The sequence below is a fragment of the Streptomyces sp. NPDC054757 genome, from assembly GCF_053612185.1.
On record NZ_JBSHBW010000044.1, the window covers coordinates 20,706 to 44,129 of the forward strand.

The 23,424-nt window shown below is 70.8% G+C and carries 25 protein-coding genes; 12 read left to right on the forward strand and 13 right to left on the reverse strand.

All coding sequences use genetic code 11. The features are described 5' to 3' along the window. Window positions 1-127 precede the first annotated feature (127 nt). Window positions 128-859, forward strand: coding sequence for an SDR family oxidoreductase (locus ACWGKJ_RS32695; RefSeq protein ID WP_385027713.1), 732 nt, complete (start codon window positions 128-130; stop codon window positions 857-859). A 39-nt stretch (window positions 860-898) separates the two neighbouring features. Here the strand turns inward: ACWGKJ_RS32695 and ACWGKJ_RS32700 are convergent, their stop codons facing one another. Continuing rightward, window positions 899-1,555, reverse strand: a complete 657-nt coding sequence (locus tag ACWGKJ_RS32700) for a TetR/AcrR family transcriptional regulator C-terminal domain-containing protein (protein ID WP_385027710.1) — start codon at window positions 1,553-1,555, stop codon at window positions 899-901. Between the two features lie 79 nt (window positions 1,556-1,634). Between ACWGKJ_RS32700 and ACWGKJ_RS32705 the strand changes: the two genes are divergently transcribed. After that, window positions 1,635-3,155, forward strand: coding sequence for a monooxygenase (locus tag ACWGKJ_RS32705; RefSeq protein WP_385027707.1), 1,521 nt, complete (start codon window positions 1,635-1,637; stop codon window positions 3,153-3,155). A 24-nt stretch (window positions 3,156-3,179) separates the two neighbouring features. Here ACWGKJ_RS32705 and ACWGKJ_RS32710 read toward each other — a convergent pair whose 3' ends face one another. Next, complete coding sequence (locus tag ACWGKJ_RS32710) at window positions 3,180-4,013, reverse strand: helix-turn-helix transcriptional regulator (protein WP_385027704.1); 834 nt, start codon at window positions 4,011-4,013, stop codon at window positions 3,180-3,182. A 165-nt stretch (window positions 4,014-4,178) separates the two neighbouring features. On the opposite strand from ACWGKJ_RS32710, the gene ACWGKJ_RS32715 reads away from it, so the two are divergent. Further along, on the forward strand, window positions 4,179-4,931 hold the full coding sequence (locus tag ACWGKJ_RS32715; protein WP_385027701.1) for an SDR family NAD(P)-dependent oxidoreductase: 753 nt from the start codon (window positions 4,179-4,181) through the stop codon (window positions 4,929-4,931). A 107-nt stretch (window positions 4,932-5,038) separates the two neighbouring features. On the opposite strand, the gene ACWGKJ_RS32720 is transcribed toward ACWGKJ_RS32715, so the two are convergent. Continuing rightward, window positions 5,039-6,370, reverse strand: coding sequence for a VanZ family protein (locus ACWGKJ_RS32720; protein ID WP_385027698.1), 1,332 nt, complete (start codon window positions 6,368-6,370; stop codon window positions 5,039-5,041). Between the two features lie 125 nt (window positions 6,371-6,495). Next, on the reverse strand, window positions 6,496-7,722 hold the full coding sequence (locus tag ACWGKJ_RS32725; RefSeq protein WP_385027695.1) for an FAD-dependent monooxygenase: 1,227 nt from the start codon (window positions 7,720-7,722) through the stop codon (window positions 6,496-6,498). A gap of 109 nt (window positions 7,723-7,831) precedes the next feature. Here ACWGKJ_RS32725 and ACWGKJ_RS32730 point away from each other — a divergent pair, with 109 nt between their 5' ends. Beyond that, the gene (locus ACWGKJ_RS32730) at window positions 7,832-8,746 is read left to right on the forward strand and encodes a LysR family transcriptional regulator (RefSeq protein ID WP_385027692.1); all 915 of its coding nucleotides are present in this window, start codon (window positions 7,832-7,834) and stop codon (window positions 8,744-8,746) included. A 102-nt stretch (window positions 8,747-8,848) separates the two neighbouring features. On the opposite strand, the gene ACWGKJ_RS32735 is transcribed toward ACWGKJ_RS32730, so the two are convergent. Genes ACWGKJ_RS32735 through ACWGKJ_RS32745 form a run of 3 tightly spaced genes read right to left on the reverse strand, consistent with a single transcriptional unit; the run spans window position 8,849 to window position 10,689 of the window. Then, window positions 8,849-9,535: a maltokinase N-terminal cap-like domain-containing protein gene (locus tag ACWGKJ_RS32735; RefSeq protein ID WP_385027689.1), complete on the reverse strand. Its 687-nt coding sequence runs from the start codon at window positions 9,533-9,535 to the stop codon at window positions 8,849-8,851. Between the two features lie 60 nt (window positions 9,536-9,595). After that, window positions 9,596-9,907: a DUF397 domain-containing protein gene (locus ACWGKJ_RS32740; protein WP_385027686.1), complete on the reverse strand. Its 312-nt coding sequence runs from the start codon at window positions 9,905-9,907 to the stop codon at window positions 9,596-9,598. Continuing rightward, window positions 9,904-10,689 carry a helix-turn-helix domain-containing protein gene (locus ACWGKJ_RS32745; protein ID WP_385027683.1) on the reverse strand — a complete coding sequence of 262 codons (786 nt, stop codon included), beginning with the start codon at window positions 10,687-10,689 and terminating at the stop codon, window positions 9,904-9,906. The genes ACWGKJ_RS32740 and ACWGKJ_RS32745 overlap by 4 nt, the downstream gene beginning before the upstream one ends. Window positions 10,690-10,840: 151 nt before the next feature. Here ACWGKJ_RS32745 and ACWGKJ_RS32750 point away from each other — a divergent pair, with 151 nt between their 5' ends. Beyond that, the gene (locus ACWGKJ_RS32750) at window positions 10,841-11,233 is read left to right on the forward strand and encodes an ATP-binding protein (RefSeq protein ID WP_385027680.1); all 393 of its coding nucleotides are present in this window, start codon (window positions 10,841-10,843) and stop codon (window positions 11,231-11,233) included. A gap of 16 nt (window positions 11,234-11,249) precedes the next feature. Here the strand turns inward: ACWGKJ_RS32750 and ACWGKJ_RS32755 are convergent, their stop codons facing one another. Beyond that, the gene (locus ACWGKJ_RS32755; protein WP_385027677.1) at window positions 11,250-11,816 is read right to left on the reverse strand and encodes a carboxymuconolactone decarboxylase family protein; all 567 of its coding nucleotides are present in this window, start codon (window positions 11,814-11,816) and stop codon (window positions 11,250-11,252) included. A gap of 85 nt (window positions 11,817-11,901) precedes the next feature. Between ACWGKJ_RS32755 and ACWGKJ_RS32760 the strand changes: the two genes are divergently transcribed. Both ACWGKJ_RS32760 and ACWGKJ_RS32765 read left to right on the forward strand, forming a co-directional pair. Further along, window positions 11,902-12,405, forward strand: a complete 504-nt coding sequence (locus tag ACWGKJ_RS32760; RefSeq protein ID WP_385027674.1) for a MarR family winged helix-turn-helix transcriptional regulator — start codon at window positions 11,902-11,904, stop codon at window positions 12,403-12,405. 101 nt (window positions 12,406-12,506) lie between these two features. Beyond that, complete coding sequence (locus tag ACWGKJ_RS32765) at window positions 12,507-13,025, forward strand: 2'-5' RNA ligase family protein (RefSeq protein WP_385027671.1); 519 nt, start codon at window positions 12,507-12,509, stop codon at window positions 13,023-13,025. Window positions 13,026-13,113: 88 nt separating this feature from the next. Here the strand turns inward: ACWGKJ_RS32765 and ACWGKJ_RS32770 are convergent, their stop codons facing one another. After that, the gene (locus ACWGKJ_RS32770) at window positions 13,114-13,644 is read right to left on the reverse strand and encodes a DUF4232 domain-containing protein (protein ID WP_385027668.1); all 531 of its coding nucleotides are present in this window, start codon (window positions 13,642-13,644) and stop codon (window positions 13,114-13,116) included. Window positions 13,645-14,050: 406 nt separating this feature from the next. Here ACWGKJ_RS32770 and ACWGKJ_RS32775 point away from each other — a divergent pair, with 406 nt between their 5' ends. Further along, window positions 14,051-15,544 carry a helix-turn-helix domain-containing protein gene (locus ACWGKJ_RS32775; protein WP_385027665.1) on the forward strand — a complete coding sequence of 498 codons (1,494 nt, stop codon included), beginning with the start codon at window positions 14,051-14,053 and terminating at the stop codon, window positions 15,542-15,544. A gap of 31 nt (window positions 15,545-15,575) precedes the next feature. Here the strand turns inward: ACWGKJ_RS32775 and ACWGKJ_RS32780 are convergent, their stop codons facing one another. Beyond that, window positions 15,576-16,277: a TMEM175 family protein gene (locus tag ACWGKJ_RS32780; RefSeq protein WP_385027662.1), complete on the reverse strand. Its 702-nt coding sequence runs from the start codon at window positions 16,275-16,277 to the stop codon at window positions 15,576-15,578. Window positions 16,278-16,440: 163 nt separating this feature from the next. After that, the gene (locus ACWGKJ_RS32785; protein ID WP_385027659.1) at window positions 16,441-16,845 is read right to left on the reverse strand and encodes a hypothetical protein; all 405 of its coding nucleotides are present in this window, start codon (window positions 16,843-16,845) and stop codon (window positions 16,441-16,443) included. 119 nt (window positions 16,846-16,964) lie between these two features. Between ACWGKJ_RS32785 and ACWGKJ_RS32790 the strand changes: the two genes are divergently transcribed. The 3 genes from ACWGKJ_RS32790 to ACWGKJ_RS32800 all read left to right on the forward strand — a co-directional run bounded on the left by ACWGKJ_RS32790 (window position 16,965) and on the right by ACWGKJ_RS32800 (window position 19,413). Beyond that, on the forward strand, window positions 16,965-17,999 hold the full coding sequence (locus tag ACWGKJ_RS32790; protein ID WP_385027656.1) for a helix-turn-helix transcriptional regulator: 1,035 nt from the start codon (window positions 16,965-16,967) through the stop codon (window positions 17,997-17,999). A gap of 161 nt (window positions 18,000-18,160) precedes the next feature. Continuing rightward, a complete protein-coding gene (locus tag ACWGKJ_RS32795) occupies window positions 18,161-18,715 on the forward strand; it encodes an RNA polymerase sigma factor (protein WP_385027653.1) in 555 nt (184 codons plus the stop codon). Further along, the gene (locus ACWGKJ_RS32800) at window positions 18,712-19,413 is read left to right on the forward strand and encodes an alpha/beta hydrolase (RefSeq protein ID WP_385027650.1); all 702 of its coding nucleotides are present in this window, start codon (window positions 18,712-18,714) and stop codon (window positions 19,411-19,413) included. The genes ACWGKJ_RS32795 and ACWGKJ_RS32800 overlap by 4 nt, the downstream gene beginning before the upstream one ends. A gap of 124 nt (window positions 19,414-19,537) precedes the next feature. Here the strand turns inward: ACWGKJ_RS32800 and ACWGKJ_RS32805 are convergent, their stop codons facing one another. Next, on the reverse strand, window positions 19,538-20,707 hold the full coding sequence (locus ACWGKJ_RS32805; protein ID WP_385027647.1) for an alpha/beta hydrolase family protein: 1,170 nt from the start codon (window positions 20,705-20,707) through the stop codon (window positions 19,538-19,540). Window positions 20,708-20,829: 122 nt separating this feature from the next. On the opposite strand from ACWGKJ_RS32805, the gene ACWGKJ_RS32810 reads away from it, so the two are divergent. Continuing rightward, window positions 20,830-21,450, forward strand: a complete 621-nt coding sequence (locus ACWGKJ_RS32810; protein WP_385027644.1) for a TetR/AcrR family transcriptional regulator — start codon at window positions 20,830-20,832, stop codon at window positions 21,448-21,450. Window positions 21,451-21,574: 124 nt separating this feature from the next. Here the strand turns inward: ACWGKJ_RS32810 and argS are convergent, their stop codons facing one another. Next, a complete protein-coding gene (argS, locus tag ACWGKJ_RS32815) occupies window positions 21,575-23,359 on the reverse strand; it encodes an arginine--tRNA ligase (RefSeq protein WP_385027641.1) in 1,785 nt (594 codons plus the stop codon). Between the last annotated feature and the right edge of the window lie 65 nt (window positions 23,360-23,424).

Sequence of the window (23,424 nt, forward strand, 5' to 3'; positions counted from 1 at the left end):
AATGACTCTCCCTGTCTCCGTTTGCTAAGTGGAGGAGCCGCCACTTAGTGTGGATGAAGTGGCGGTGCCTCCACTTTCACTGTAGGGCACGGCCGCTCTCACTCGTCTATGGGAAGGGCTGTCCATCATGTCGGGAATCGACGGTAAAGTCGTAGCGATCACGGGCGCCAGCAGCGGAATCGGTGAGGCGACCGCGCTCCTGCTCGCCGAGCGCGGTGCGAAGCTCGTCCTCGGGGCGCGCCGTCCGGAGCGTTTGGAGGCCCTGGTCGCCCGCATCGAAAAGGCCGGCGGTGAAGCCGCCTGGGTCCGCACGGACGTGACGCGACACGAGGACCTTTCCGGCCTCGTCAAGCTGGCATGCGATCGATACGGCAAGCTCGACGTCCTCGTCAGCAATGCCGGGGTCGGTCTGATCTCCCGTCTGGATGACCTGCGCGTCGAGGACTGGGAGGAGATGATCGACGTGAACCTCAAAGGGGTCCTGTACGGGATCGCCGCGGCTCTTCCCGTCTTCCGGGAGCAGGGCTTCGGGCACTTCGTCAACACCGTTTCCACCGCCGGACTGCGTATCGTGCCGCTCCAGGCGGTGTACGCCGGCACGAAGAACGCCGTGCGCACCATCTCCGAGGGCCTGCGTCAGGAGGCCGGTGACAGTCTGCGGGTGACCGTCGTCTCGCCCGGCGTCGTCCGTACGGACTTCGCGGAGCGCATGGATCCGGCCGTGAAGGACCAGATCGACAGGATGATGGAGATCGGTCTTTCGCCGGACGCGGTGGCCCGCGCCATCGCCTTCGCCATCGAGCAGCCGGACGGTGTCGATGTGGGTGACATCGTCGTCCGCCCCACCGCCCAGGGGTAGGTCTGCGCGGTCACGCCGCACCGCCCGCATCACGGATGCTCATTCGCGCGTCGCGCGCAGCCCGCTGACCACCACGTTGAGGCCGAACTCGAAGTAGTCAGCGAGGTCGGCTCCGGTCAGCTCGGGCAGCACGGCTTTGAGGTGCGGAAAGCCGCCCTGGAGCACCGCGTCCCGTACCAGCGCGGCACCGGCGGGGCGGCCGGCGCCGTCCGGCTGGGCCGCCTGTTCCTCCAGTGTGTTGCCCAGGACGAAGTTGGTGACGGTGAACAGGGCGCGGGCGGCGTCGGCGTCGTCGAAGCCCGCCGTGCGCAGGGCGGACACGGTGGCCTCCGCCAGGGCCAGGGTGTGGGGGCCGCTTGAGTGCGTTCCGCCGTAGACCCGGGCGCCGTCGCGGCGTGCCAGCAGAGCCTGGCGCATCGACCGGGCCAGATGCAGCAGTTGGGCGCTCCACACCTCGTCCGGGCCGGGTGCGGTGACGGTGCCGAGGATCTGGTCGGCCATGGCGGTGAGCAGATCCTGCTTGGTGGCGAAGTGGCGGTAGAGCGCGCCCGCCTGTACGCCGAGCCGGTCCGCCAGGCGCCGCATCGTGAGCGCGTCGATGCCCACCTCGTCCAGGAGTTCCAGAGCGGATTCGACCGTGGCGGCGCGGGTGAGGCGGGCGGGGCGGCCCCGGGGTGCGTTTGACACAGGTGACATGCCGCCCGAGTATAGTGAACGATGTTCACGTGAACATCGTTCACTAATTCAGAGCGTCATGGAAACCGCGGAGTGTGTGATGGAAACGGACGTGATCATCGTCGGAGCCGGGCCGACCGGCCTGATGCTCGCCGGCGAGCTGGCCCTGGCCGGTGTGCGGACCCGCATCGTGGAGCGCCGCAAGGAGGCAAACCGGAACTCCCGGGCGCTGACGCTGCACCCCCGCAGCGTCGAGATCCTGGACCTGCGCGGCCTCGCCCCGCGGTTCCTGGCCGAGAGCCGGACGCTGCCGGGCTGGCACTTCGCCGGCCTGGACACCCCACTCGACTTCAGCGCGCTGGACAGCCGCCACGGCTACACCCTGTTCCTGCCGCAGGCCCGCACCGAGGCCCTGCTGGAAGAGCGGGCCCGCCGGCTCGGGGTGGTCATCGACCGCGACTGCGAGGTCGCGGACCTGACCCAGGATGCCGACGGGGTGTCGCTGGAGCTCCGCGACGGCAACGGGCGGCGGACCGCCGTACGGGCACGGTTCGCCGTGGGCTGCGACGGCGCCCGCAGTGTGGTGCGCCGGGCCGCCGGAATCGGCTTCCCCGGCACCGACGAGACCCTCACCGGCGTCCTCGGCGACTTCGCCACCGTCACCGCCGATCCCGCCGCGCTCCGGGCCGCACGGGCCGCCGGCGTCATGGTCGTCCCGCTGGAGGGCGGGCTGACCCGGCTCGTGTACATCGACCCCGAGCGCCTGCGCACCCCGTCCCGCGAGGAGGTCACGCTGGAGGAGTTCAAGGCTTCACTGCGGCGGCTGTGCGGTGACGAGCTCGCCATCGCCGAGCCCCGCTGGCTCTCCCGCTTCGGCAACGCCACGCGCCTGGCCGAGCGTTACCGCAACGGGCGGCTGCTGATCGCCGGGGACGCCGCGCACATCCACTTCCCCGCGGCGGGCCAGGGCCTGAACACCGGCCTGCAGGACGCGATGAACCTGGGCTGGAAGCTCGCCGCCGACATACGCGGCACGGCCCCGGCCTCCCTGCTGGACAGCTACGACGCCGAACGCCGCCCGGTGGGTATGGCGGTGACGCAGAACACCGAGGTGCAGACCCTGCTGGCCGAACTCGCCCTCGTGCCGCAGTACCGGCGGCCCGCCACCGCCCTGCGCTCCCTGGTCGACGAACTGCTCGGCCTGGAACAGGTCAACCGGCTTCTGGCCGGACGCGTCTCGGCGCTCAGCACCGCCTACCCCGCCCCGGAAGGCAGCGACCCCCTGACCGGACAGCGCATGCCCGACCTCGGCCTGAGCCGGAACGGCGAGGCGACCCGCGTCTTCGACCACCTCACCGACGGCCGGTTCCTCCTGCTCGACCTCACCGGGGACGACGCCACACCGTGGCCGCCCTCCGCCGCGCGCGACGGGTTCGCCACGCTCAGCGCCACCGCGCCGGACCTGCCCGACGCCTTCGCCGGAGTGCGGCAGGTCCTGATCCGCCCCGACGGCCACATCGCCTTCGCCACCCGCGCCTCCGACGCCGACGCCCGCCGCAGCGCGTGCGCCACCGCGCTCGACACCTGGACCGGCGCCCGCGGTTCGTCGACCGTGGTCTAGGCGGTCACAGGTGCGTCGCCCGGCCTAAGGGCTGTCCCGTAGCAGGCGGTCGATGTTCTCGCGGCTGCGCCGGTCGGTGGGGGTCTGGACGACGAGGCGGACGCCGGGGTGGTCGGTCAGTTCCATGCCGGTGGCACGCAGGCTCACTTCGCCGATCCCTGTGATGTCGTAGCGCTTGTCGCACAGGTGCGGTGGAGCGACGTCGTGAGTGGCCCAGAGCCGGGAGAACAGCGGGCTGGCGGTGCACAGACGGGCGACGAAGTCCTGCCATTGCGGGTCGCCCGCGTTCTGGCTGTAGCGATAGCGGAACCCTGCCACGGCCTCGGGCGCCTGCTCGTCGCGGTTGACGATGCGGTGCTGCCCCTCCGGTTCCGCGAAGAGGTGCCAGAGGGTGTTGCGCCTGCCCGGCGGAGCACTGACCAGAGCGGGGTGCAGGGCCGCGTAAGCGCGGTTCCAGCGCAGCACGTCGGTGCGGGCGTCGACCAGCATGGCGGGCAACGGGTCCAGGGCTCCCAGGACGGTGTCGAGGTGGCCGGGGAGCGCGGACGGCGGACCGCGGGTGACCGGAGGCTGGGGGACCTCGGCCAGACGGTAGAGGTGGTCGCGCTCGGCGGCATCCAGAAACAGCGTGCGGGCCACCGCGTCGAGCACCTGGGAGCTGACGTTGATCGGCCGCCCCTGCTCCAGCCACGTGTACCAGGTGATGCCGACACCGGCCAGCTGGGCGACCTCCTCGCGGCGCAGTCCGGGGGTGCGCCGCCGAACTCCCGGGAGGATGCCGACGTCCTCGGGCGAGACCCGCGCGCGTCGTGAGCGCAGGAACTCCCGCAGTTCGGTCCGGTTCGTGGTCGTCGGCACAGGTCCCCACTGTGCCAGAGCCGGGAGGCGTCGGCCTGGTGCTGCCAGTACCAGCATCAGCGGGCTTCTGGCACCGGTGTCCGCACAGGCTCAGGCTCGTACCGCCTGTGTTCCCCAGGACGTTCCCTTCGGAACGGCTGCCCAGATGAACGGACGACGAGTTCCATGAGCAACGCGTTTCACAACAAGGTCGCGGTCGTGACGGGCGGGAGTGCCGGTATCGGGCACGTCACCGCACGGAAGATCGCCGAAGGGGGCGGCACCGTCTACATCACGGGACGGGACCAGGACGCCCTGACGGCGGCGGCCGCGGACCTACCAGGTGATGTCGTCGGGGTGCGGGCCGACTCGCGCTCGGCCGACGACCTCGACCGGCTCTTCGCGCAGGTGGAACGGCGCAGCGGCCGGCTGGACGTACTGGTCGTCAACGCGGCGGCGATCGCGACCGCACCGCTGGGGACCATCACCGAGGACGTCATCAGGACGGTCTTGGACGTCAATATCACCGGCACGATCATGACCGTCCAGAAGGCGCTGCCGCTGCTGGTGGACGGTGGCGTCATCGTCCTCACCGGCTCGATGGCCGCGCACAAGGCGTCGCGCGGGCGGAGTCTCTACGCGGCCTCCAAGGCCGGGGTCCGCGCCCTCGCCCGTACCTGGGCCCTGGAGCTGACCCCACGCGGGATCCGGGTGAACGTGGTGAGCCCGGGCCCGACGGACACCCCCGGTATCGCACAGCTGGCCGCCACCGCCGGGGAACGCGAGGCGCTCATCGCCACGATGGGCACCGGGACCCCGATGACCCGAGCCGGCACCGCGGAAGAGGTCGCCGCCGTCATCGCCTTCGTCGCCTCGGACGCGGCCTCCCACGTCAACGGCGCCGACTACCAGGTCGACGGCGGCTACGGCCAGGTCTGACACCCTCACGGGGCCGTCACGGACTACCTGGACACGGCCGAATGCCCTCGCTCACGGCCCGTTCCGGTCCCCGGCGGCCGAAGGCCGCCCGGGGCCCGACCTCGTCGTCAACCCTGCCGTCGTGCGAGCGCACGGACGTCAACGGCGTCCGGCCGGCCGGTGGTGTCGTCCGGTTCAGTGACCTGCGGGCGGGCCGGGTGTTCCGTGCTGGTGCTGGTGCTGGTGCTGGTGCTGGTGCTGGTGCTGGAGCTGGAGCTGGAGCGGGCGCGCGGCGATGCCACGGTCCGCACCCCGGAGGCCAGTTCGTGGAACCAGAGCTGAGGCGCCCGGCGCCGGGCCAGGAACACGTACGCACCGACCCAGCCGCAGACAGAGGTCGCCAGCAGGATCTGCGGGAAGTGGCCGATCAGCAGCCAGTAGACATCATGCACGCCCGCGTCCGTGACCTGGCGGAGCAGCCCCATGGGCCGCTCCAGCAGGACCAGCGACGCCGCCACGAAGGTCGCCACCAGCGGGAGTGCCACCACGCCCAGCAGCGCCGCGCGTACAACGAGCCGCCACAGCGCGGGCTTCCCGGCTTCTCCGACCGGTACGAGCCGGAGCCGGAGCAGCCGCTTGCCCGGGGTCACCCCGGTCAGCCAGGGCAGCACGACGAAGTAGACGGGAAGGGTTACGGCCGTCACCGGCGTCAGGACCGCAGAGCCCTGCTGCCCGGCGTACATCAGGGCCAGGACCGCGGCGGCGATCACGGCCGCGGCTCCGACCAGGTCGGTCAGCAGCGCCACCAGCCGCTGACCGACGGGGACGCGCCGCCGCCCACCCACCCTCTTCTCCAGCGTGTCCAGTGTCGGCAGCACCCGGGCGAGCGGTCCGGCCACGCACCAGCCGACCAGTGCTCCCGCGGTGTTGATCAGCAGGTCGTCCACGTCGAACAGCCGGTAGGGGCACGGGTAGATACCCCACAGCCCGGTGCCCTGCGTGACTTCGAAGAACAGCGAGACACCGAAGCCCGCGACCGCCGCCGCCGCGATGCCGCGCCGCAGGTGACAGCGGACGAAGGCACCCAGCGGCACCAGCATGACCAGGTTCAGCAGCGCACCGGCCACCGCTGGGTTGTGGAACACCAGCGCGCCGAGCGAGACCTTATGGTGCGCCTCCTTCCAGATGTCACCGAAGGTGTTGCCCGGCATCCACTGCGGATGGGCGACCGCGGCGAACCTCCGGCACATGCCCCGCGTCTCCCTGGGCAGCGGCACGACCGTCATGCACAGGGCCGAGATCGCGTAGTACAGGAAGCCGAGGAGCGACATCACGCGCCAGTGCGACATGTTGCCGTGCCGCCGGTACAGGACGACCGCCGTCGGCAGGAACAACACCAGGGCCAGGAGCGGGAAGAGCGCCGCGGCCGTCTTCACCGGCAAGAGGTACACAGAAACCATGTGGGGACTATACGAGTATCTATACACTGTGTGTATAGCGGGATGGTCCATGAGTCCACCAGGAGGGCTTTGTCAGGCGGTGCACCGTTGCGGTACCAGGTCCTTGGCCTCGTCCGGGGCCCGCCTCACGCGACCGGCAGCGAGGCCCCGGGGTCTTCCTCGGGGAAGGTGATGCCTGCCCCGATGTGCTCCTTGGATCCGGCGGCCAGGCGCCTCATGGCTCCGCGGAGCAGGGGCAGGTTGGAGAGGCGCATCTGCTGCATCTGCAGCCAGAAACGGGGGCGGCTGATGAAGAGGTTGCCGCCGCGGCGGGCCCGTTCCTGGCAGTCGTCGACGAAGGGCCGCATCCGGCGGTCGTAGCGGGCGAAGGCGAGTTGGTGCTGCCCGCCGGCGGCGGCGAGCTCGCCGGCGAGGACGTAGGCACCGACCATGGCCAGGGTGGTGCCCAGCCCGGAGGCGGGTGAGGCGCAGTAGCCGGCGTCGCCGACGAGCGCGACCCGTCCGAGGTGCCAGGAGTCCATGTGGACCTGGCGCAGGTCGTCGAAGTAGAAGTCTTCGTTGGCCGTGATCTCGTCAAGCAGTCGGCGGGTGTGCCAGCCGTCCTTCTCGAAGTGGGAGCGCAGCCGCCCCCGCAGGCCCTCGTCGTCGTACTGCTCGATGTCGAGGTCGGGGTCGGCCTTGGTGAACATCGCGCGGGTCGATCGGGCGCCGGCGAAGTAGCAGACCCGCCGATCCGGGCCTGCGGCGTGGAAGGTCTCCCAGCGGTCGTAGTCCAGGTAGTTGGGGATCTCACCGATGGCGATGTAGCGCCCGAGCCGGTGCATACGCCAGGTGTCGGCGGGAAAAGCCATCGACCGGGTCGCGGAGCGCACCCCGTCGGCGCCCACCACCAGGTCGAACTCCCGTATCAGCCCACTCGTGAACTCCACGGTGACACTCGTGTCGGTCTGCTCGACGGACGTCGGCCGGTCGCCGTAGAGGTACTCGGTGCTCTCACGGGTGCTCTCCAGGAGCAGGTTCGCCAGGTCGGTGCGCATGAGTTCGATGTCACGGCCGCCCACGGTGCCGCCGGTGAGACTGAACGCCTCGGTCCTGGCCAGGGTCCGGCCGCGGCCGTCGACGAAGTCCATCCCCCGGATCCCGGTCCGGGCGGCACGGGCGGCGTCGAGCTGTCCCATCTTCTCAAGCACGTCCACCGCGCGGCCGTGCACGTCGATCGCCTGTCCCCCCGCGCGGAGTTCGCGCGAGCGCTCCACCACGGTCGGGGTGAACCCATGGCGAGCGAGCCAGAACGCCAACGTCGGTCCCGCGATCCCGGCCCCGACGATCAGAACCCGATGGTTGCGCCGCATAACGGTTCCTCCTCGTTCTCGTGTCCCGACTCGTTCTCGTGTCCGACCACTGTCACGCGGAGGAAGAATTCTGTACAACGATCATTGGTGCTGGCTACGATCAATATTCGTGATCGGAGTAGAGCTGAGGCACCTGGAGTACTTCCTCGCCGTGGTGGACGAACGCAGCTTCACGCGGGCGGCGGCCCGGCTGCACGTGGTCCAGTCCGCGGTCTCGGCCGGGATCAAGGCGTTGGAGAGCGGGCTGCGGGCCGAACTCGTCCACCGCACCCCTCGCAACGTGCAGCTGACGGAGGCCGGCCGGGCTCTCTTGCCTCACGCACGCGAGACGCTCGCGGCCGCCCGTTCGGCGATCGACGCCGTGGAAGAGGTCCACGGTGGGATCCGAGGAGAGGTCCGGATCGGCGTCGTGGCCTCGCTGCCCGACATCGGGCTCCCGCTCGCGCTGGGCCGGCTCCGTGCGCGGTACCCCGGGGTGCGGGTCCGGCTGACCCAGCGTCCCGGCGGGTCCTACGGCCTCGCCGACGATCTGTGCGCCGACCGGCTCGACCTCGCCCTGCTCTCCGAACCCGGCCCGGCGGGACGGGATCTGCGGCTGAAGCCTCTCGCGTCGTTCGGGATGCGCCTCGTCATACCGGACGGGCATCCCCTGGCCGCAGAGGAGAGCACGACGCTGGCCGAGTTGGCCGGGGAGACCTTCGTCGACTTTCCCGCCGGCTACGGCAGCCGGTCCGTCGTCGACCGCGCCTTCGCCGCCGCCGGGCAACACCGCGACGTCGGCATCGAGGTCGCCAACGCCGACACGGCCGCGGCCTACGCCCGCCACGGGCTGGGCGTGGCGATCCTGCCCGAGGCATACCTGGGCCCCGGCCCTCATCCGCGCGTCGTCGGGCCCGGCAGCGACCGGCTGACCTGGTCGCTGTCCCTCGCCGTCCCCGCCAACCGGCACTCCAGCACAGCGGCCAGGCATCTGGCGACGACCCTCGAACACCTCGCACGGGCCGGCACCGTGCCGGACGGCTGACCAGATGCTCGACGCTTGTCGGATCGCCTGCCGATGACCCCTCCGCCGGCCACGACGATTGTCGCTGACCGGCAGGAAGGGCCGGGCGCCAAGGGGCGCCGCCTATGCGGCCGGGCCCGAGTCGGTCTCGCGGACGACCGCGTACACGGCGCGTGCCTTCGTGCCGTCCGGGAGGGACAGATTTCCCGTGACGCGGCCCAGGTCCTGCGGGGTGGCGGCCTGGCCGGGGCGGACCACCCGGTTGATGTGGAGGGTCAGTCCGGGGCCCGCGGTGTTGGACGTCCGTACGCGTACGTCGGTGCCGTCCTCGCCGTCGGCCACCGCCGCGATCCCGGTGGCCACGGGGTGTTCCGTGCCGGTGAAGTGGCCCTCGACGGTCGGGTCGGGGGTGTTGCTGATGCTCTGCTCCTGCGGCAGCGCCGCCCCGGCCATCGCGGCGACCAGCTGGGCGACGAGCACCGGGTCGTGCGCCCCGTCGTACACCCAGCGCTTGCCGAGCACCCCGTGCTCCGTGGTGCCGACGAGCGCCTCGTCGCCCGCGCCTTCGAGCGGCGCGTCCCGGTAGCTGAGCGGCACCTGGTACGTGACGGGCTCGTCCCCGGACGCGTCGGTGACCAGCATGAACTCGATCCCGACCGCACCGGTCGGGTCGTCGAGCCGGAAGCCGCCCGCCTTGGACAGCTCGGGCGTACGGTCCGCGCCGCCGAGGTACCAGGGCTGCGCGGGCAGCCAGGCGGCGAGCAGTTCCAGCTTGGTGGGGCTCAGTGTGGTGCGGTGGACGACAGCCATGTCTATGGGTCCCTCTCCCGTCGGCGTACTGCTGTCATCCTGCCACTGGGACGGGACGGATCAGGGGGTTCCGGTACTGGTGGCGAACCTGGCGAAGGCGGACCAGGCGGCGGGGGTGAGGGTGAGGGTGGGGCCTTCGGTGTTCTTGGAGTCCCGGATGTGGATGGCGGCGGGGTGCGCAGCGACTTCCAGGCAGTTGCCGCCGTCGCTTCCGCTGTGGCTGGACTTGTGCCAGTTGTATGCGAGCTCGACGCAATCGCCGCCCTGTTCACTGCTGTAGCTGGACTTGCGCCAGGTGTACGCGGCTTCGAGGCAGGCGCCGCCCTCGCTGCCGCTGTAGCTCGACTTGAACCACTCAAGTGCGGTGCTCATTGCTCTCCTAGCCGCCGTTCCAACAGGCCTTTCGAGTCCTCGGTGTTGTAGGCCTGAGTTCGCAGCATCGCATATTTCTGGGAGAGGATGCTGACCTCGTTGGGGTCAGCTACGAGCTGACTCCCGCGTTGGGTTTCGGTGTAGGCGAGATGCTGATGGTCCGGCGTTTCGAGCAGGATGAATGGGCCGTCGAGCGCTGCATGGGTCTGTCGGCCGAACGGCATGACCTGGAGCGTGATACCTGGCAGGTCGGAGCACGAACGAAGGTGCGCCAGCATGGCTCTGTGTACCTCGGGGCCGCCGAGGCAGTCTCTGAGAATGGCCTCCGAGATGATGAAGCTGGTGGTAGGTGGCATTTTTCGGCGTAGAACTTCCTGGCGCTCCAGACGTGCCGCGACCTGACCGTCGATCGCTTCCTCGCTCATGGCGGGGACCTTGCTGCGGAAGACAGCGCGGGCGTAGTCCTCGGTCTGGAGCAGTCCCGGCAGAACTTGGTTCTCGTACCAGGACAGCGCAAGCGCATCCTGCTCCAGGTCGATGTACTGCTCCGCCCACGCCGGGATCAGGTCGATCTCCGGCATGTTCGCCACCGCGACCGCCAGCGCCCCCTTCGTGTCGAGCACGCGGTCGAAGATCTCCGCGTAGTCCGGTTTCAGGGGGCGGCGCCCCTGTTCGATCGAGGCGACGGTTTCGCAGTCCAGGCCCACGCTTGTGGCCAGCGCGTTCTGGGTCAGCCCGGCGGTCAGGCGGAACCGCGCCAGCAGGGCGCCCACCAGTCGCATGGCGGACGCGTTCTTCCTCGGACGTTTTCTGGGGTGCATGATGTCGAACTCCCCGTATCGCTCGGCACGTTATGCGTGCGCGACCCGTACGGGAATTCTGTACGGGTCGACGCACTGCATCAGAGTAGCGACGGACAGTGACAGTGGCCTCATGGATGTCGAGACTCAACACCCCTTGCTCCGGGAGCGGTTCTACCGGCGGGAGCGCAGGTCCGTACGGGCGGCCCGGGAGTTCACCCGTAGCGCCCTCACCGACTGGGAGGCCGCCGGGCGGGCGGACGAGGTGCTGCTCTGTGTGAGCGAACTGGCCACGAACGCGGTGCTCCACGGCGTACCGCCCGGCCGGGGATACCGGTTGCAGCTCCGGTCGTACGGGGACGGGCTGCTGCGGGTCGAAGTGCACGACAGCGGCGACGGTGTCCCGCGTATCGCGGCCGTGGCCGACGAGACCGGGCGGGGGCTGCTGCTGGTGGAGGCACTGGCGGACCGGTGGGGGGTGAGCAGCCGCAGTCCGGGCAAGACCGTGTGGTGCGAGTTCGACTGAACGGCCGCCCCTGACCTCACTGCGGGGCGAACGCCGCGAGCTGGTCGTCGAGCGGGGCGCCGGTCAGCCGGTTGGCGAAGGTCGAGAGGGTGTACGTACCGATGCCGAGGACCACCTCCAGGGCGTTCTGCGGGGTGTATCCGTGTCCCAGGAACGCCTGGAGGCCGGCCTCCCTGACCGCCCCCGCAGTGGCCAGCACCTCCAGCGTGAAGGTGCGCAGCGCCTCCAACTTCGCTTCTGTGAGCGGCTTCTGGGTGCGCAGCGCATCGATGAGGCCGGGGTCCGCACCCAGGGCGGTGAGCTTCGCCGTGTGCATGGCCACGCAGACATGGCACTCGTTGCGGGTGGCGATGGTGAGGATGAGGACCTCGCGGTCCAGTTGACTCAGGGTGGTCGACTCGAAGATTCCGCTGAGCTTCAGGAAGCCGTCGAGGGTCTGCGGCGAGGTCGCCATCCTGGCCACGGGGGAGGGGAGGTAGCCCAGGCGGTCGGCGGTGGCCTGCATGGCGCGGCGCGCGGGGGCGGGGGCGGATTCGACGGTGTGGTCCGGGAAGGCGGCGTGGTCGGGGGCGGTGACTGGCATGGGTGGTCCTTCGCTCGTAAAATCGACAACGTGATTGACGAAAACGTAAACCAGGTTGTCGAAATGCGCAACGGCGGGCCGCACCATGGCTGAGCCCGGAGCCCCGGCCGGAGCAGCTGCCGGGCACGGCTACGAGCTGCCGATGCTGCTCTTCGCCGGATTCCGCGCCGCCATCGACCAGTTGCACGCCCGCCTCGCAGAGGAGGGGCACCCGGATGTGCGCCCCGCGTACGGCTTCGCGCTCCAGGCGATCGGGGTGCGCGGGGCGACGGCGAGCGAGGTGGGGCGGCGGCTCGGGGTCTCGAAACAGGCGGCGGGCAAGACCGTGGAACGCCTGGAGGAGCTGGGGTACGCCGAGCGGGCCGCCGACCCCGCCGACGGGCGGCGCAAGCTGGTGCTGCTCACGGCGCACGGCACGGAGGTGCTGGTGCGGTCGGGTGAGATCTTCGACGAGCTGTACGCACAGTGGGCGCGGGTCCTGGGCGCGGAGCGGCTCGCCGGACTGGAGTCCGACCTGCGGGCCCTGGTGCCGGGGGCGCTGCCTGGCGGCGGCTTCCGGGTGGACGTGGCGGGGTGGTTCGGCGGCTGAGCGGCGGGCGGGTGTGCCGGCCGGCCTGGTCCGCAGCCGGTGCCGCGCCGTGCTCCCCGGCGCTGTGGGAGTGTGGCGTCCTTCCCGAGGACGGAGTGGACATGTACCAGGCGGGCGACACGGCTCTGGTGATCATGGTGCCCGAGGCCGAGCCGGTGGCCGGAGGCTGGCGGGAGCGGTTCGATCCGATGGCGGCGGACGGTGTTCCGGCGCATCTGACCGTGCTCTACCCGTTCCTGCGGGTGGACCGCATCGATGACGGAGTGCTGGGCGCGCTGACCGGACTCATCGGCGGCCACCGCACCTTCGACGTGGTCTTCCGGGAGTGCGGGCGCTTCCCCGGCCTGCTCCATCTGGTCCCCGAGCCGGACGGCCCGGTGCGGGCGCTGACCCGGGCCGTGCACGCACGCTGGCCCGAAGCGCCGCCGTACGGGGGGCGGTTCGGGGAGGACCCGGCGCCGCATGTGACGCTCACCCAGGGGCAGGGGCCCGCCGTGCTCGACAGGGTCGAGGCCGATGTGCGGACGAAGCTGCCGTTCGGCACGTCCGTACGCTCCGTCGGGCTGGTCGCCTACGACGGTACGGCCTGGAGCAGCCGGGCCGAATTCCCGCTGGGGTAGCTCCTGCCCGGTGACGACGGAACGGCCTGGCACCCCGGGGAGGGGTGCCAGGGCGCGTCGGGTGCCAGGGCGGTCGTCGCCTGCCCGGTTACCAGTGGAGTGCGTCGGACTGGGTGGTCTGCCAGTACGTGACGGCGGCGTTGTCGTTGACCCAGGTCTTGGCGGGGACCTTGAAGGAGGCCGAGGGGCCGACCGAACCGGCCATGGCGCGGCCCTCGAAGCTGAGCGACATCTGCTTGGCGTAGTGGCCGCTGTCGCCCGCGCCGTAGGTGCGGACACCCGCGTACGCCGACTGGCCGGGATCGAGCGTGACGACGGCCTGCGGCACGCTGTCCTCGTTGATCTGGACGGTCGACTGCGGGTGGTCGAAGCCGATGAGCGGGGCGCCGTAGGCGTAGCAGGGGGTCTTGCCCTTGTTGGTGGACTTGATCAGCAGATGACCGGCGGGACGGCTGGAGAGCACGGTCTTGGTGTTGGCCGGGGTGCAGGTGACGATCTTCTGCGCCTTGGCCGGGGCGGCGGAAGCGGTGGCGGCCGACAGTCCGGCGATGGCGAGTGCGGCGACCAGGCCGGTGGCGGCTGCGGTGGTGATACGGGTGCGGTTGCGGCGGATGTTCATGGTGGATCTCCCCGTGGATCAGGTGTGGGTCAGGTGGGTACGTCGGTCAGGTGTTGGTCCGGCAGATGTGTGCCTGGCTCTGGTGTGCACGTGGGTCTGTTGTGTGCGTGGGTCTGGTGTGTGCGTGGGTCCGGTGGTTCAGAGGCGACTGATGAGCAGGACGACCGTCGCCGTCGATACGGCCAGGACGGCCAGCGCGATTGCGTCGACCACGCCCAGGCCGCAGCCGTGCCGGAGTCGGTTGAACACGAACTCAGCTTGTGGGGTGGCCGATTACCGCCGCAATCGTTCCCGGACCATTGGGGACGCTGGAACGGCTGCGCGTACTCTGACCTGGGGGGAAGGGTCCCCCCTGGAACGCCTTCCTGGAACGCGTATCGGGTGCCCGGGACATGGAACGAGGGGGATGGTGGCCGTGGGCTCCGAGACCGAGGAATTCGCCGCGCTGCTCAGAGAGCTGAAAAGCCGCTCGGGGCGGAGCTACGGAGCCCTTGCCGGGAAGCTCCACATGAGTACGTCCACCGTGCACCGGTACTGCAACGGCGATGCGGTGCCGACCGATTACGCGCCGGTCGAGCGGTTCGCCCGGCTCTGCGCGGCGACCCCGGACGAGCTGATCGCGCTGCACCGGCGGTGGCTGCTGGCCGACGCGGCCCGGCGGCGGCCCAAGGACGCGGCGGCGGGTGGAACGGCGGCCGGGGCTACCGAGGCCGGGCCCGGCCGGGGGACCGGGGCGGAAGCCGGTGCCGCGCAGGGGGCCGGTGCCGGTGTCGGTACCGGTGCCGAACCTGGTGGTGCAGCCGCAGTTGCGCCCGGAGGGGAGGCCGAAGCCGGAGCCGAGACGGAAGCCGGTGGCGTACCCGTACCCGTATCCGGTGCCGCTCCCGGAGCCGGTCCGGAAACCGGCCCCCAGCCCGAAGCCGCCTCCGCCTCCGTGTCCGGCCACGGGTCCGGGTCCGCCCCCGCCCGCCGCAAGGTCGGGCGGCGGCTCCGGCTGGCCGGGGCCGCCGTGGTGGCCGTCGCGATCGCCGTCCCGGTGGCGGTGGCCGTGGGGAACACGGGAGCCGCATCGCCGGAGCACCACTCGGCCGCAGGCGACACCTCGTCCGTGCACGCCGGCCCGTCGTCGGCCGCCACCGGCACCGCCGGGCCCGAGGAGAAGAAGCGGGGCAAGCCCTCCGCGAGCCCCTCCGTCTCGCCCTCCACCCGGCCGTCTCCCTCCGGCGACGGCAAGACGGGGGACGGCGGCGCACTGGGCGCCGACGGCAGCAGCGTCCCCGCCGTACCCCTGACGGTCAACGTCCGGCCGTACGTCTGGGACGGCCCGTGCAGCCAGTCGTATCTGGTCGACCGGCCCGCCGGGAAAATGCCGCCGCCCCCGGCCGAGCAGGACGCCGCGAGCTGGGCCACCGCGCTGGGCGGAGTCTCCAGCGACCGAGCGCGGATCGAGCTGTCCGTGCAGGGAAAGACGGGGGACGCGGTGGTGCTCCAGGCCCTGCACGTGAGGATCGTGGGCCGGCAGGCGCCGCTCGCCTGGTCCTCGTACGCGATGGGCGACGGCTGCGGCGGCGGGCTCACCCCGGCGGCCTTCGATGTGAACCTGGACACCGGGACGCCGCTGGCGAAGGCGACCGCAGGGGTGCAGGGCGACCGGAAGATCCCGGCGACCGACTTCCCGTACAAGGTGTCCGCCGGCGACCCGCAGGTGCTTGAGGTCAACGCCCACACCGGCGCGCACGACGTCAGCTGGTACCTGGAGCTCCAGTGGAGCAGCGGAAGCCGGCACGGGACCGTCCGTATCGACGACCACGGCAGGCCGTTCCGCGCGAGCAGCACGAAGGGCCGCCCCCACTACGTCCACCCGCTCGGCGGGGACGCCTGGGAACGGCCCTTGCAGTGATCCGCGCGTCGCGCGCCGGGCGTTCCGGCGGTCAGTGAGCGGTGCGCCGTCGCGTGAAGCGCACCCGGCCCGCCACGATCAGCAGCAGAAGGCTGTAGTACTGCAGCACGGGCACGGCGAGCGCGATGGCGAACGCGACGACCACGGCGAGGACGGTGATGAAGCTGTCGGCGTACAGGTCCGCGGTCCTCCGGCGGGTCGCTTCGCTGTCCCCCTCGACCATCCCCGGGTTGTTCTTCAGGATGTTCAGCATGGCCAGCCGGCACACCATGCCGGCCAGGAGCGCCGCGTAGTAGAACGCTCCCACGAACCGGTCGCGGCCACCGAAGGCGCCCATCATCTCCGTCGGGAGGGGTATGACGACGACGGAGAGCAGCCACCCCATGTTCCACACCGTCAGGGTGCGGGAGGCCGTCCTGACCGTCGAGAAGGCCCGGTGGTGCTCCCGCCAGATGTTCGCGATGACCGCGAAGCTGAGCAGGAAGCTCCAGATCTGGGTGAGGTGACCGGTGATCACTTCGCTGGCGGGCTTGTGGGCGGAGGCGACTTCCGGGACGAGGTCCACCAGCGGCAGGATCAGCAGGGTGATGGAGATCGCGGTCACCGCGTCGGTGAAGAGCACCAGACGCTCGCCCGAGACACCCCCCTCGTCCCTGTCGGACGCGGGAAGCGACGGCTCTTCCGGGTCGCTCCCTCCAGTCCCGTTCTCATTGACGACGCCACTGACACCCATGCGCTTGCACCTTTCCCTTGTCATGCCTGCCGCCGCTGCCGGATTCCGCCCGCCGTGGACGTTCCAACGGACCGTGGGGATTCCGCCCTTCGCGACAGCGGCGCTGCACTCTCTCCACACCCAAGTCCTTGACCAGCACTGATGGATAGGTCTGGATCAAGTATCAGACTAGTGGCTCGCGTTCGGGCCACCACCGCTGGACGGCCTCGACGGTTGTCGACGGGCTCACGTTGAAACAGAGCTTCGCGCCGGGTGCCAATTCGTGGGTGGCGTCGACCAGGACCTCAAGGAGCGGGGTCAGCACCGGGTCCAGCCGGATGCCGGCGCCGATCACCACGAGGTCGTACTCCTTGCCGGAGAGTGCGGCGCGGTAGACCGCCTCGGCCGTGCGGCCGTAGTCGAGCAGGCAGAGGTCGACAGTGAAGCCGAGTTCCGTGAGCCGGGCCCGCTCGGCGGCCACGCCGGCCCGGACCGTTTCGGCGTCGAGCTCGGGGAACGCGGCCCGGGACGAGGGCGCGTCGTCCACCAGCGCGGGATCGAGTCCGACGGTGAGCAGGGACGGGGACATGCCGTGATACCTCCTGTGCTTGCGCCTGTGCTTGTGCCTGTGCCTTGCGTTTTCCGCACTGAGACTAGAAGCCGGGGCAGCCCCCGGCCATCCCACACTTCTGGGGTACCGTTCGGCCGGTGAGTTCCCCGGTGGCCCGGCGCGAGACCGTGCGTGACATCGAGGCGATATGCCGTCTCGACCTCGGCTCCCGGGAGCTGCGGCGCCGGATCGCCGAGCGGCTGACGCGGCTCGTACCGGTCGACTCCTACTGTTTCGGCACGATCGACCCCACCACGTTGCTGATCACCGACGACGTGAGCGCCGGCCTCACGCCGGACGCGGCCGGAGCCGCCGCGTACAACGAGTACCTGGTGGACGACGTACTGAAGTTCGCGGCGCTCGCCCGCTCCAAGATGTCCGCGGGCACGCTCGGTGCGGCCACCGGCGATGATCCGGGGTCCAGCCACCGGTACCGGGCCGTGCTCCCGTTGATCGACGCACGGCACGAACTGCGGGCGAGCTTCGTGGTGGACCACCGGTGCTGGGGCGCCATCGCCCTGTTCCGCGGCGGCGGGCGGCCCGACTTCACCCCGGTCGACGTCGACGTCCTGCGGCGGCTGTCCGCCCCGGTGGCCGCGGCCCTGCGCCGGGCCGTCCACCGGGCACCCGCCGACGCCGCTCCCGGCCCGGACGAGGCGGGTGTGCTCCTGCTCGATCAGGAGCTGCGGCTGCTTTCGGAGAATCCGGCCGCGAAACTCTGGCGTGACGAACTGGCCTCGCCCGGGGCTGAGTTGCCCATCGCGGTACTGGAGGTCGCCGCGCGGGGGAGGGGCGCGGCGCTGCCGGCCCACGGTCGGGTCCGCGGCCGGTCGGGCCGGTGGCTCTCGGTCCATGCCTCGCCGCTGAGCGGTGGCCCGTTCCCGGCGCGCCTCGCCGTGACGGTGCACCCGGCGCCGGCCGCCGATGTGGCCGAGGTGCTGCTGCTCGCGTACGGGCTCACGCCGCGCGAGCGGGACGTCCTGGCGCGGGTCGTCGCCGGCCTGCCCTCGCGGGCCATCGCCACGGAACTGCACATCACCGCGGCCACCGTGCAGGACCATCTGAAGAGCGTCTTCGCGAAGACCGGTGTCCGCAGCCGCCCCGAACTCGTGGCGACGGTCCTGGGCCTGTGAGCGAACACAGTCCACGGTTCCGCCTGCCGCGACCCCACTCGTCCGAATCCTCTGATCCTCCGAATCCTCCGATCCTCTGAATCCTTTGCACCGGCCGGGGCTCTTATGAACGCAAGGGAAGGCGGCCGTACGGCCGGGAAGCGGAGAGAGGCGGGAGGACCGTGGCCCAGTTCGCCAGGGATTCATGGCCGGGGGACCAACTGGTCAGAGCGGCACAGCGCGGCGACGAGCCGTCGATCGGGGTGCTGGTCTCCGGTGTGTACCCGCATGTCCGGCGGTTCGCGTTCTCGCTCTGCGCCAGCAGTCAGGACGCTGAGGACGCGGCGCAGGAGGCGATGATCGTCCTGTTCCGCAGGATCGGGACGCTGCGGGCCACCGCCGCGCTCGCCTCATGGATGTTCCGGATCGTGCGCAACGAGTGCTCGCGGCGCGCGCGGAGCCTGGCGCGCCGCCCGGAATCGGCCGTCGACACCGCCGTCGGCGCCGCGGTGTCCTCGGCCGAGGCCGATGTGCTGGGCAGGCTGGAGACCGAGCGGCTGGCCGAAGTCATCGCGGCCCTGCCGGACGACCAGCGCCGCGTCCTCATCATGCGGGACATCCAGGGACTGCCGGGGAGGGCCGTCGCCTCGGCACTCGGGCTGAGTACACCGGCGATGAAGTCCCGGCTGCACCGCGCCCGTCGCGCCGTACGTGAGGGGCTGGGTGAGCCGGAGTGAGTACGAACCCGCCTTCGGCCACGCCCCGGGGCGTGCTCCTCGTGCACGGTGCCTGGCACAGCGGAAGAGCGTGGGAGGGAGTCGCCGCCGGGCTGCGGGCGCGGGGCGTCCCCGTGGCCGTCGCCGAGCTGCACCGGGGATCACTGGCGGGGGACGTCGCCGCCGCCGAAGCCGCACTGGACGGCATCGCCGGGGCCGGGCCGGTCGTCGCCTGCGGTCACTCCTACGGCGGCGCCGTCATCAGCGGTCTGCCACCGCGGAAGGTGGCGCATCTGGTGTACCTGGCCGCGATGATGCCCGACGTCGGCGAGACCAGCTTCGGGCTGCTCGCCCAGGCACCGCCGGGCGATCTGAGCGCATGCATGATCGGTGACATCGCCGGCACCACCACAATCGATCCGGCCAGGGCCGGGGAGCTGTTCCACGGCCGGCTCGGCACGGAGCGGCGGTCCCGTCATGTCAGCGAACTGGTCCCCCAGGTCATGGCGGCCGGCCACCAGGCGGCGGTGACCGCGGTGTGGCGCTCGCGGCCCAGCACCTACGTCCGCTGTACCGACGACCGGGTCATCCACCCGGAGCTGCAACGCCGCTTCACGCGGCGGGCCACCCACACGGTCACCTGGGCCAGCGACCACGGCGCCTTCGCCTCCCACGAGTCGGAAACCGTCGACCTGCTGGCCCTGCTGGCCGGGACATGAGTCACTGCGCCCACCACCGCGCCGCTCACTCCGCACGGCTCACTCCGGGGCGCTTGCCCCGGGCCGAGCCGTACGGAACTCCCTTTCTCCAGAGGCCAGTTCATGCGGCAGGACCGCAGGTCGCTCACCCGGCGAAGACGGTGTCCAGCCAGTCGAACGCGCGCTGGTGCCACAGGGCGACCGCGCCTTCGTGGCAGTGCTCGCCGCCGCCCTCGTCCTCACGGAAGGAGATCAGTTCCTTCGGGCAGGCCAGCGCATCCAGGACGCGCTGCGGCTGGCCGGCGAAGAACTGGTCGTTCTCCGCCTCCAGAACGAGTGTCGGGCAGGTGACCCGCTCAGCGACTCCCTCCAGCGTGTAGGGGCGGAAGGCATCGAGGAGTTCGTCGGCGCCGGACACCCCGAGGGTCCACAGGCCGTTGTGGACCAGCCAGCGCGCCGACACGCTCTGCTCCATCACGGCGGCCAGGCCGCCGGGGACATCCGCCGCGGCCCGGAAGGCCTCCTCGAACGTGGCGTGGACGTCGTAGACCCCGTCGTGCAGGACGCAGGCGGCGATGCGGTGCTCGAAGGCGACTGCCCGTGCGGCGAGATACCCGCCGAGGCTGGTGCCGATGAGCGCGATCCGGTCCGCGTCCACCTCCGGCAGGGTGAGCGCGAAGTCGACGGCGGGGGTGATCACGGCCTCCCAGTCCGGCCGGAAGTGCAGGCCCTGCTCGCGTACGGTGGATCCCTGGCCGGGACCGTCGAAGACGAGGACGTGGTAGCCGCGCCGCAACGCCCCTGCGGCCAGGGCGACATAGCCCTCTTCGAGGGTGGAGTCGTAACCGCCGTGGTACAGCACGGTCGGGCGGGGCTCGCCCGACTCGTCGGCGAGGAACAGGTAGCCAGGCAGGGTGGTCCCCTCGTACGGGATGCGCACGGCGCGGGCCGGGATGTCGAGCAGGGCGGCGGCGTCCGCGAAGGTCTGCTGGGACGCCTTCGCCAGCCGCGCGGACTCGGTGTCGTTCGCCGGGTCCGCCCGCCGGTAGAAGTCGGCGGTCCGGTAGTAGTTCGAGGCCCGCAGCAGCGCCTCCCGCGCACTCACCCGGTGTCCGGCGGCCAGCGCGTCCCGGCCGATGCGCTCGACCCGCGCCGCCGTCGCGGCCCACTGGTGCGACCACGCCTCTTCGTCTCCCTCGGGGATCTGACGGCAGGTCACCAGGACCTCGCCCAGCTCGGCGCCTCCGTAAGTGGCGTAACCGGCGGCCCGCAGCGCCTCGAAGGAGAAGGACTCGTCGTCGTAAAGGAATTTCATTGCCGGTCCTCCATGGGGAACTCTATTCGGAACGGAACGGAACGGTGCCGTTCCGTTTACTGGGCCCACGTTAGCCCATCACCGAACGGAACGCACCCGTTCCACTCCTTTATGCTGGCCGGATGGCGACAGAACGCAGGGCAACCGGCGGCGCTGCGTTGCGGCAGCAAGTGACCGAGGCCATCACCGATGCGACCTTCGACGAGCTCGCCGAGACCGGCTACGAGCGGATGTCCATGGAGGCGATCGCGCGGCGGGCCGGTGTGGGCAAGGCCGCGCTGTACCGGCGCTGGGGGTCCAAGGAGGAGATGCTGACCGAACTCGTCCGGGAGGCGGTGGAGCACGCGCTGCCGCCGACTCCGGCCACCGGAGCCCTCCGTACCGACCTGCGCGAGTTCCTCGGCACCCTCCGGAACCAGCTGGCCGACCCGGTGGTCAGCGGCATCGGCCCCGGACTGCTCGCCGAGAGCCGCCGTGTGAGCACGCTCGCGGATGTGGTGCACACCAGTGTGGCGGCACCGCGCCGCGCCGCGGTGCACACCATGTTGCAGACCGCGATCGGCCGGGGCGAGCTCCCGGCCTCGCTCGACCTGGAACTGGCCGCGGACCTGCTGATCGCGCCGCTGGGCTTCCGCATGCTGATCATGGACGGCGACAGCGGTGACGCGTATCTGGACACCCTCACCCGCGTGATCGAGGCGGGGCTGAAGGAGGCCGTCCGCCCAGGAGCGCCCGGCAACTGATCATGCTGTTGCGGGGGCAGCTCCCGCGAGGGCAGTTGGTGCGGCAGGGGCAGTTGTTGCGGGGGCACGGAGCCCCAGGACCAATGAATCGGACAGGTCCTGGAGCCCCGGAGGGCGCTGCGCCCTACAGCCGCTCGGGCGTCCTGATACCGAGCAGCGCCAGACCCTGGTGCAGGGTGCGGGCGGTCAGCTCGCAGAGGAACAGCCGGTTCTCCACCTGCTCCGGGGCCCCGGCCTTGAGGACCGGGCACTCGGCGTAGAAGGTCGTGTAGTGCGAGGCCAGCTGGTAGAGGTACGCGGCCAGCTTGTGCGGCTCGTACGCGGCGGCCACCTCGGCGAGGACCTCCGCGAACTGGTCCAGGTGCAGCCCCAGCGCACGCTCGGCCGGTGCCAGCTCCAGCTCCGGGTGCGCGACCGGCTCCGCCTCGCCCGACAGCCGCAGGATCGACTGGATACGGGCGTACGCGTACTGGATGTACACGCTGGTGTCGCCGTTCAGGGAGACCATCTGGTCCAGGTCGAACTTGTAGTCGCGCGCCGCCGACGTCGACAGGTCCGCGTACTTCACCGCGCCGATACCGATCTGTGCGCCGTTCTCGACGATCTCGGCCTCGGTCAGCCCGACCTTCTCGTTGTTCTTCTCCCGTACGACGGCCGTCGCCCGCTCGATCGCCTCGTCCAGCAGGTCCACCAGCCGCACCGACTCGCCCGCCCGGGTCTTGAACGGCTTGCCGTCCTTGCCGAGCACCGTGCCGAACGCCAGCTGGACCGGCTTCACCTCGCGGTCGCCCGTCTTCAGCCAGCCCGCCCGGCGGGCCGTCTCGAAGACCATCTTGAAGTGCAGCGACTGCCGCACGTCCACCACGTACAGCAGGGAGGTCGCCTTGAGGCCCTGCACCCGGTCGCGGATCGCCGAGAGGTCGGTGGCCGCGTAGCCGTAGCCGCCGTTCGTCTTCTTCACGATCAGCGGGACCTGGTTGCCGTCCGGGCCCTTCACATCGTCGAAGAAGACACAGAGCGCGCCCTCGGACCTGACCGCGACACCGGACTCCTCCAGGAGCCGGCAGGTCTCCTCCAGCATGTCGTTGTACCCGGACTCACCGACGATGTCGGCGTCCTCGATCTCCATGTCCAGCTTGTTGAAGACCGAGTAGAAGTAGATCTTCGACTCGTCCACGAACCGCTGCCAGTGCGCCAGCGTCTCCGGGTCCCCGGCCTGGAGCGCCACCACCCGGTCCCGGGCGCGCGCCTTGAACTCCTCGTCGGAGTCGAAGACCGCGCGCGACGCCTTGTACAGCCGGTCGAGCGAGGACATGGCGGCCTCGCCGTCCTGCTCGGAGCCCTCGTGGTCCAGCTCGTGCGGGTGCTCCATCAGGTACTGGATGAGCATCCCGTACTGGGTGCCCCAGTCCCCGATGTGGTGGCGGCGGATCACCGTCTCGCCGCCGAACTCCATGATCTTCGCCATCGCGTCGCCGATCACGGCCGACCGCAGATGCCCGACGTGCATCTCCTTCGCCACATTCGGCTGGGCGTAGTCGATGGCCGTGGTGCCCGCCTGCGCCGCGTACGGCACACCGAGCCGGGGGTCGGCGGCGCGCGCCGCGAGGGTCTCGGTGATCGCCCGGTCGGTCAGTGTGATGTTCAGGAAGCCGGGGCCCGAGACCTCGATCTCCTCGATCAGGTCATTGGCGGGCAGCGCCGCCGTGACGGTGCCCGCCAGCTCGCGCGGATTGCCTTTGAGCTTCTTCGCCAGGGCCAGGATCCCGTTGGCCTGGAAGTCGGCCCGGTCGCTTCGGCGCAGCAGCGGGTCCGCGGCACCGGCATCCGGCAGCGCTGCCGTCAGGGCGTCCGAGAGGTGCTGCTGCAGCTTCGAAGCGAGGGAGGGGACCGAGACTGGCTCAGGCATGGGCCGACTGCCGTTTCCATAGAGGTACAGGGATTCACGCCAAGTATCCCATGGCGGTCCCAGGG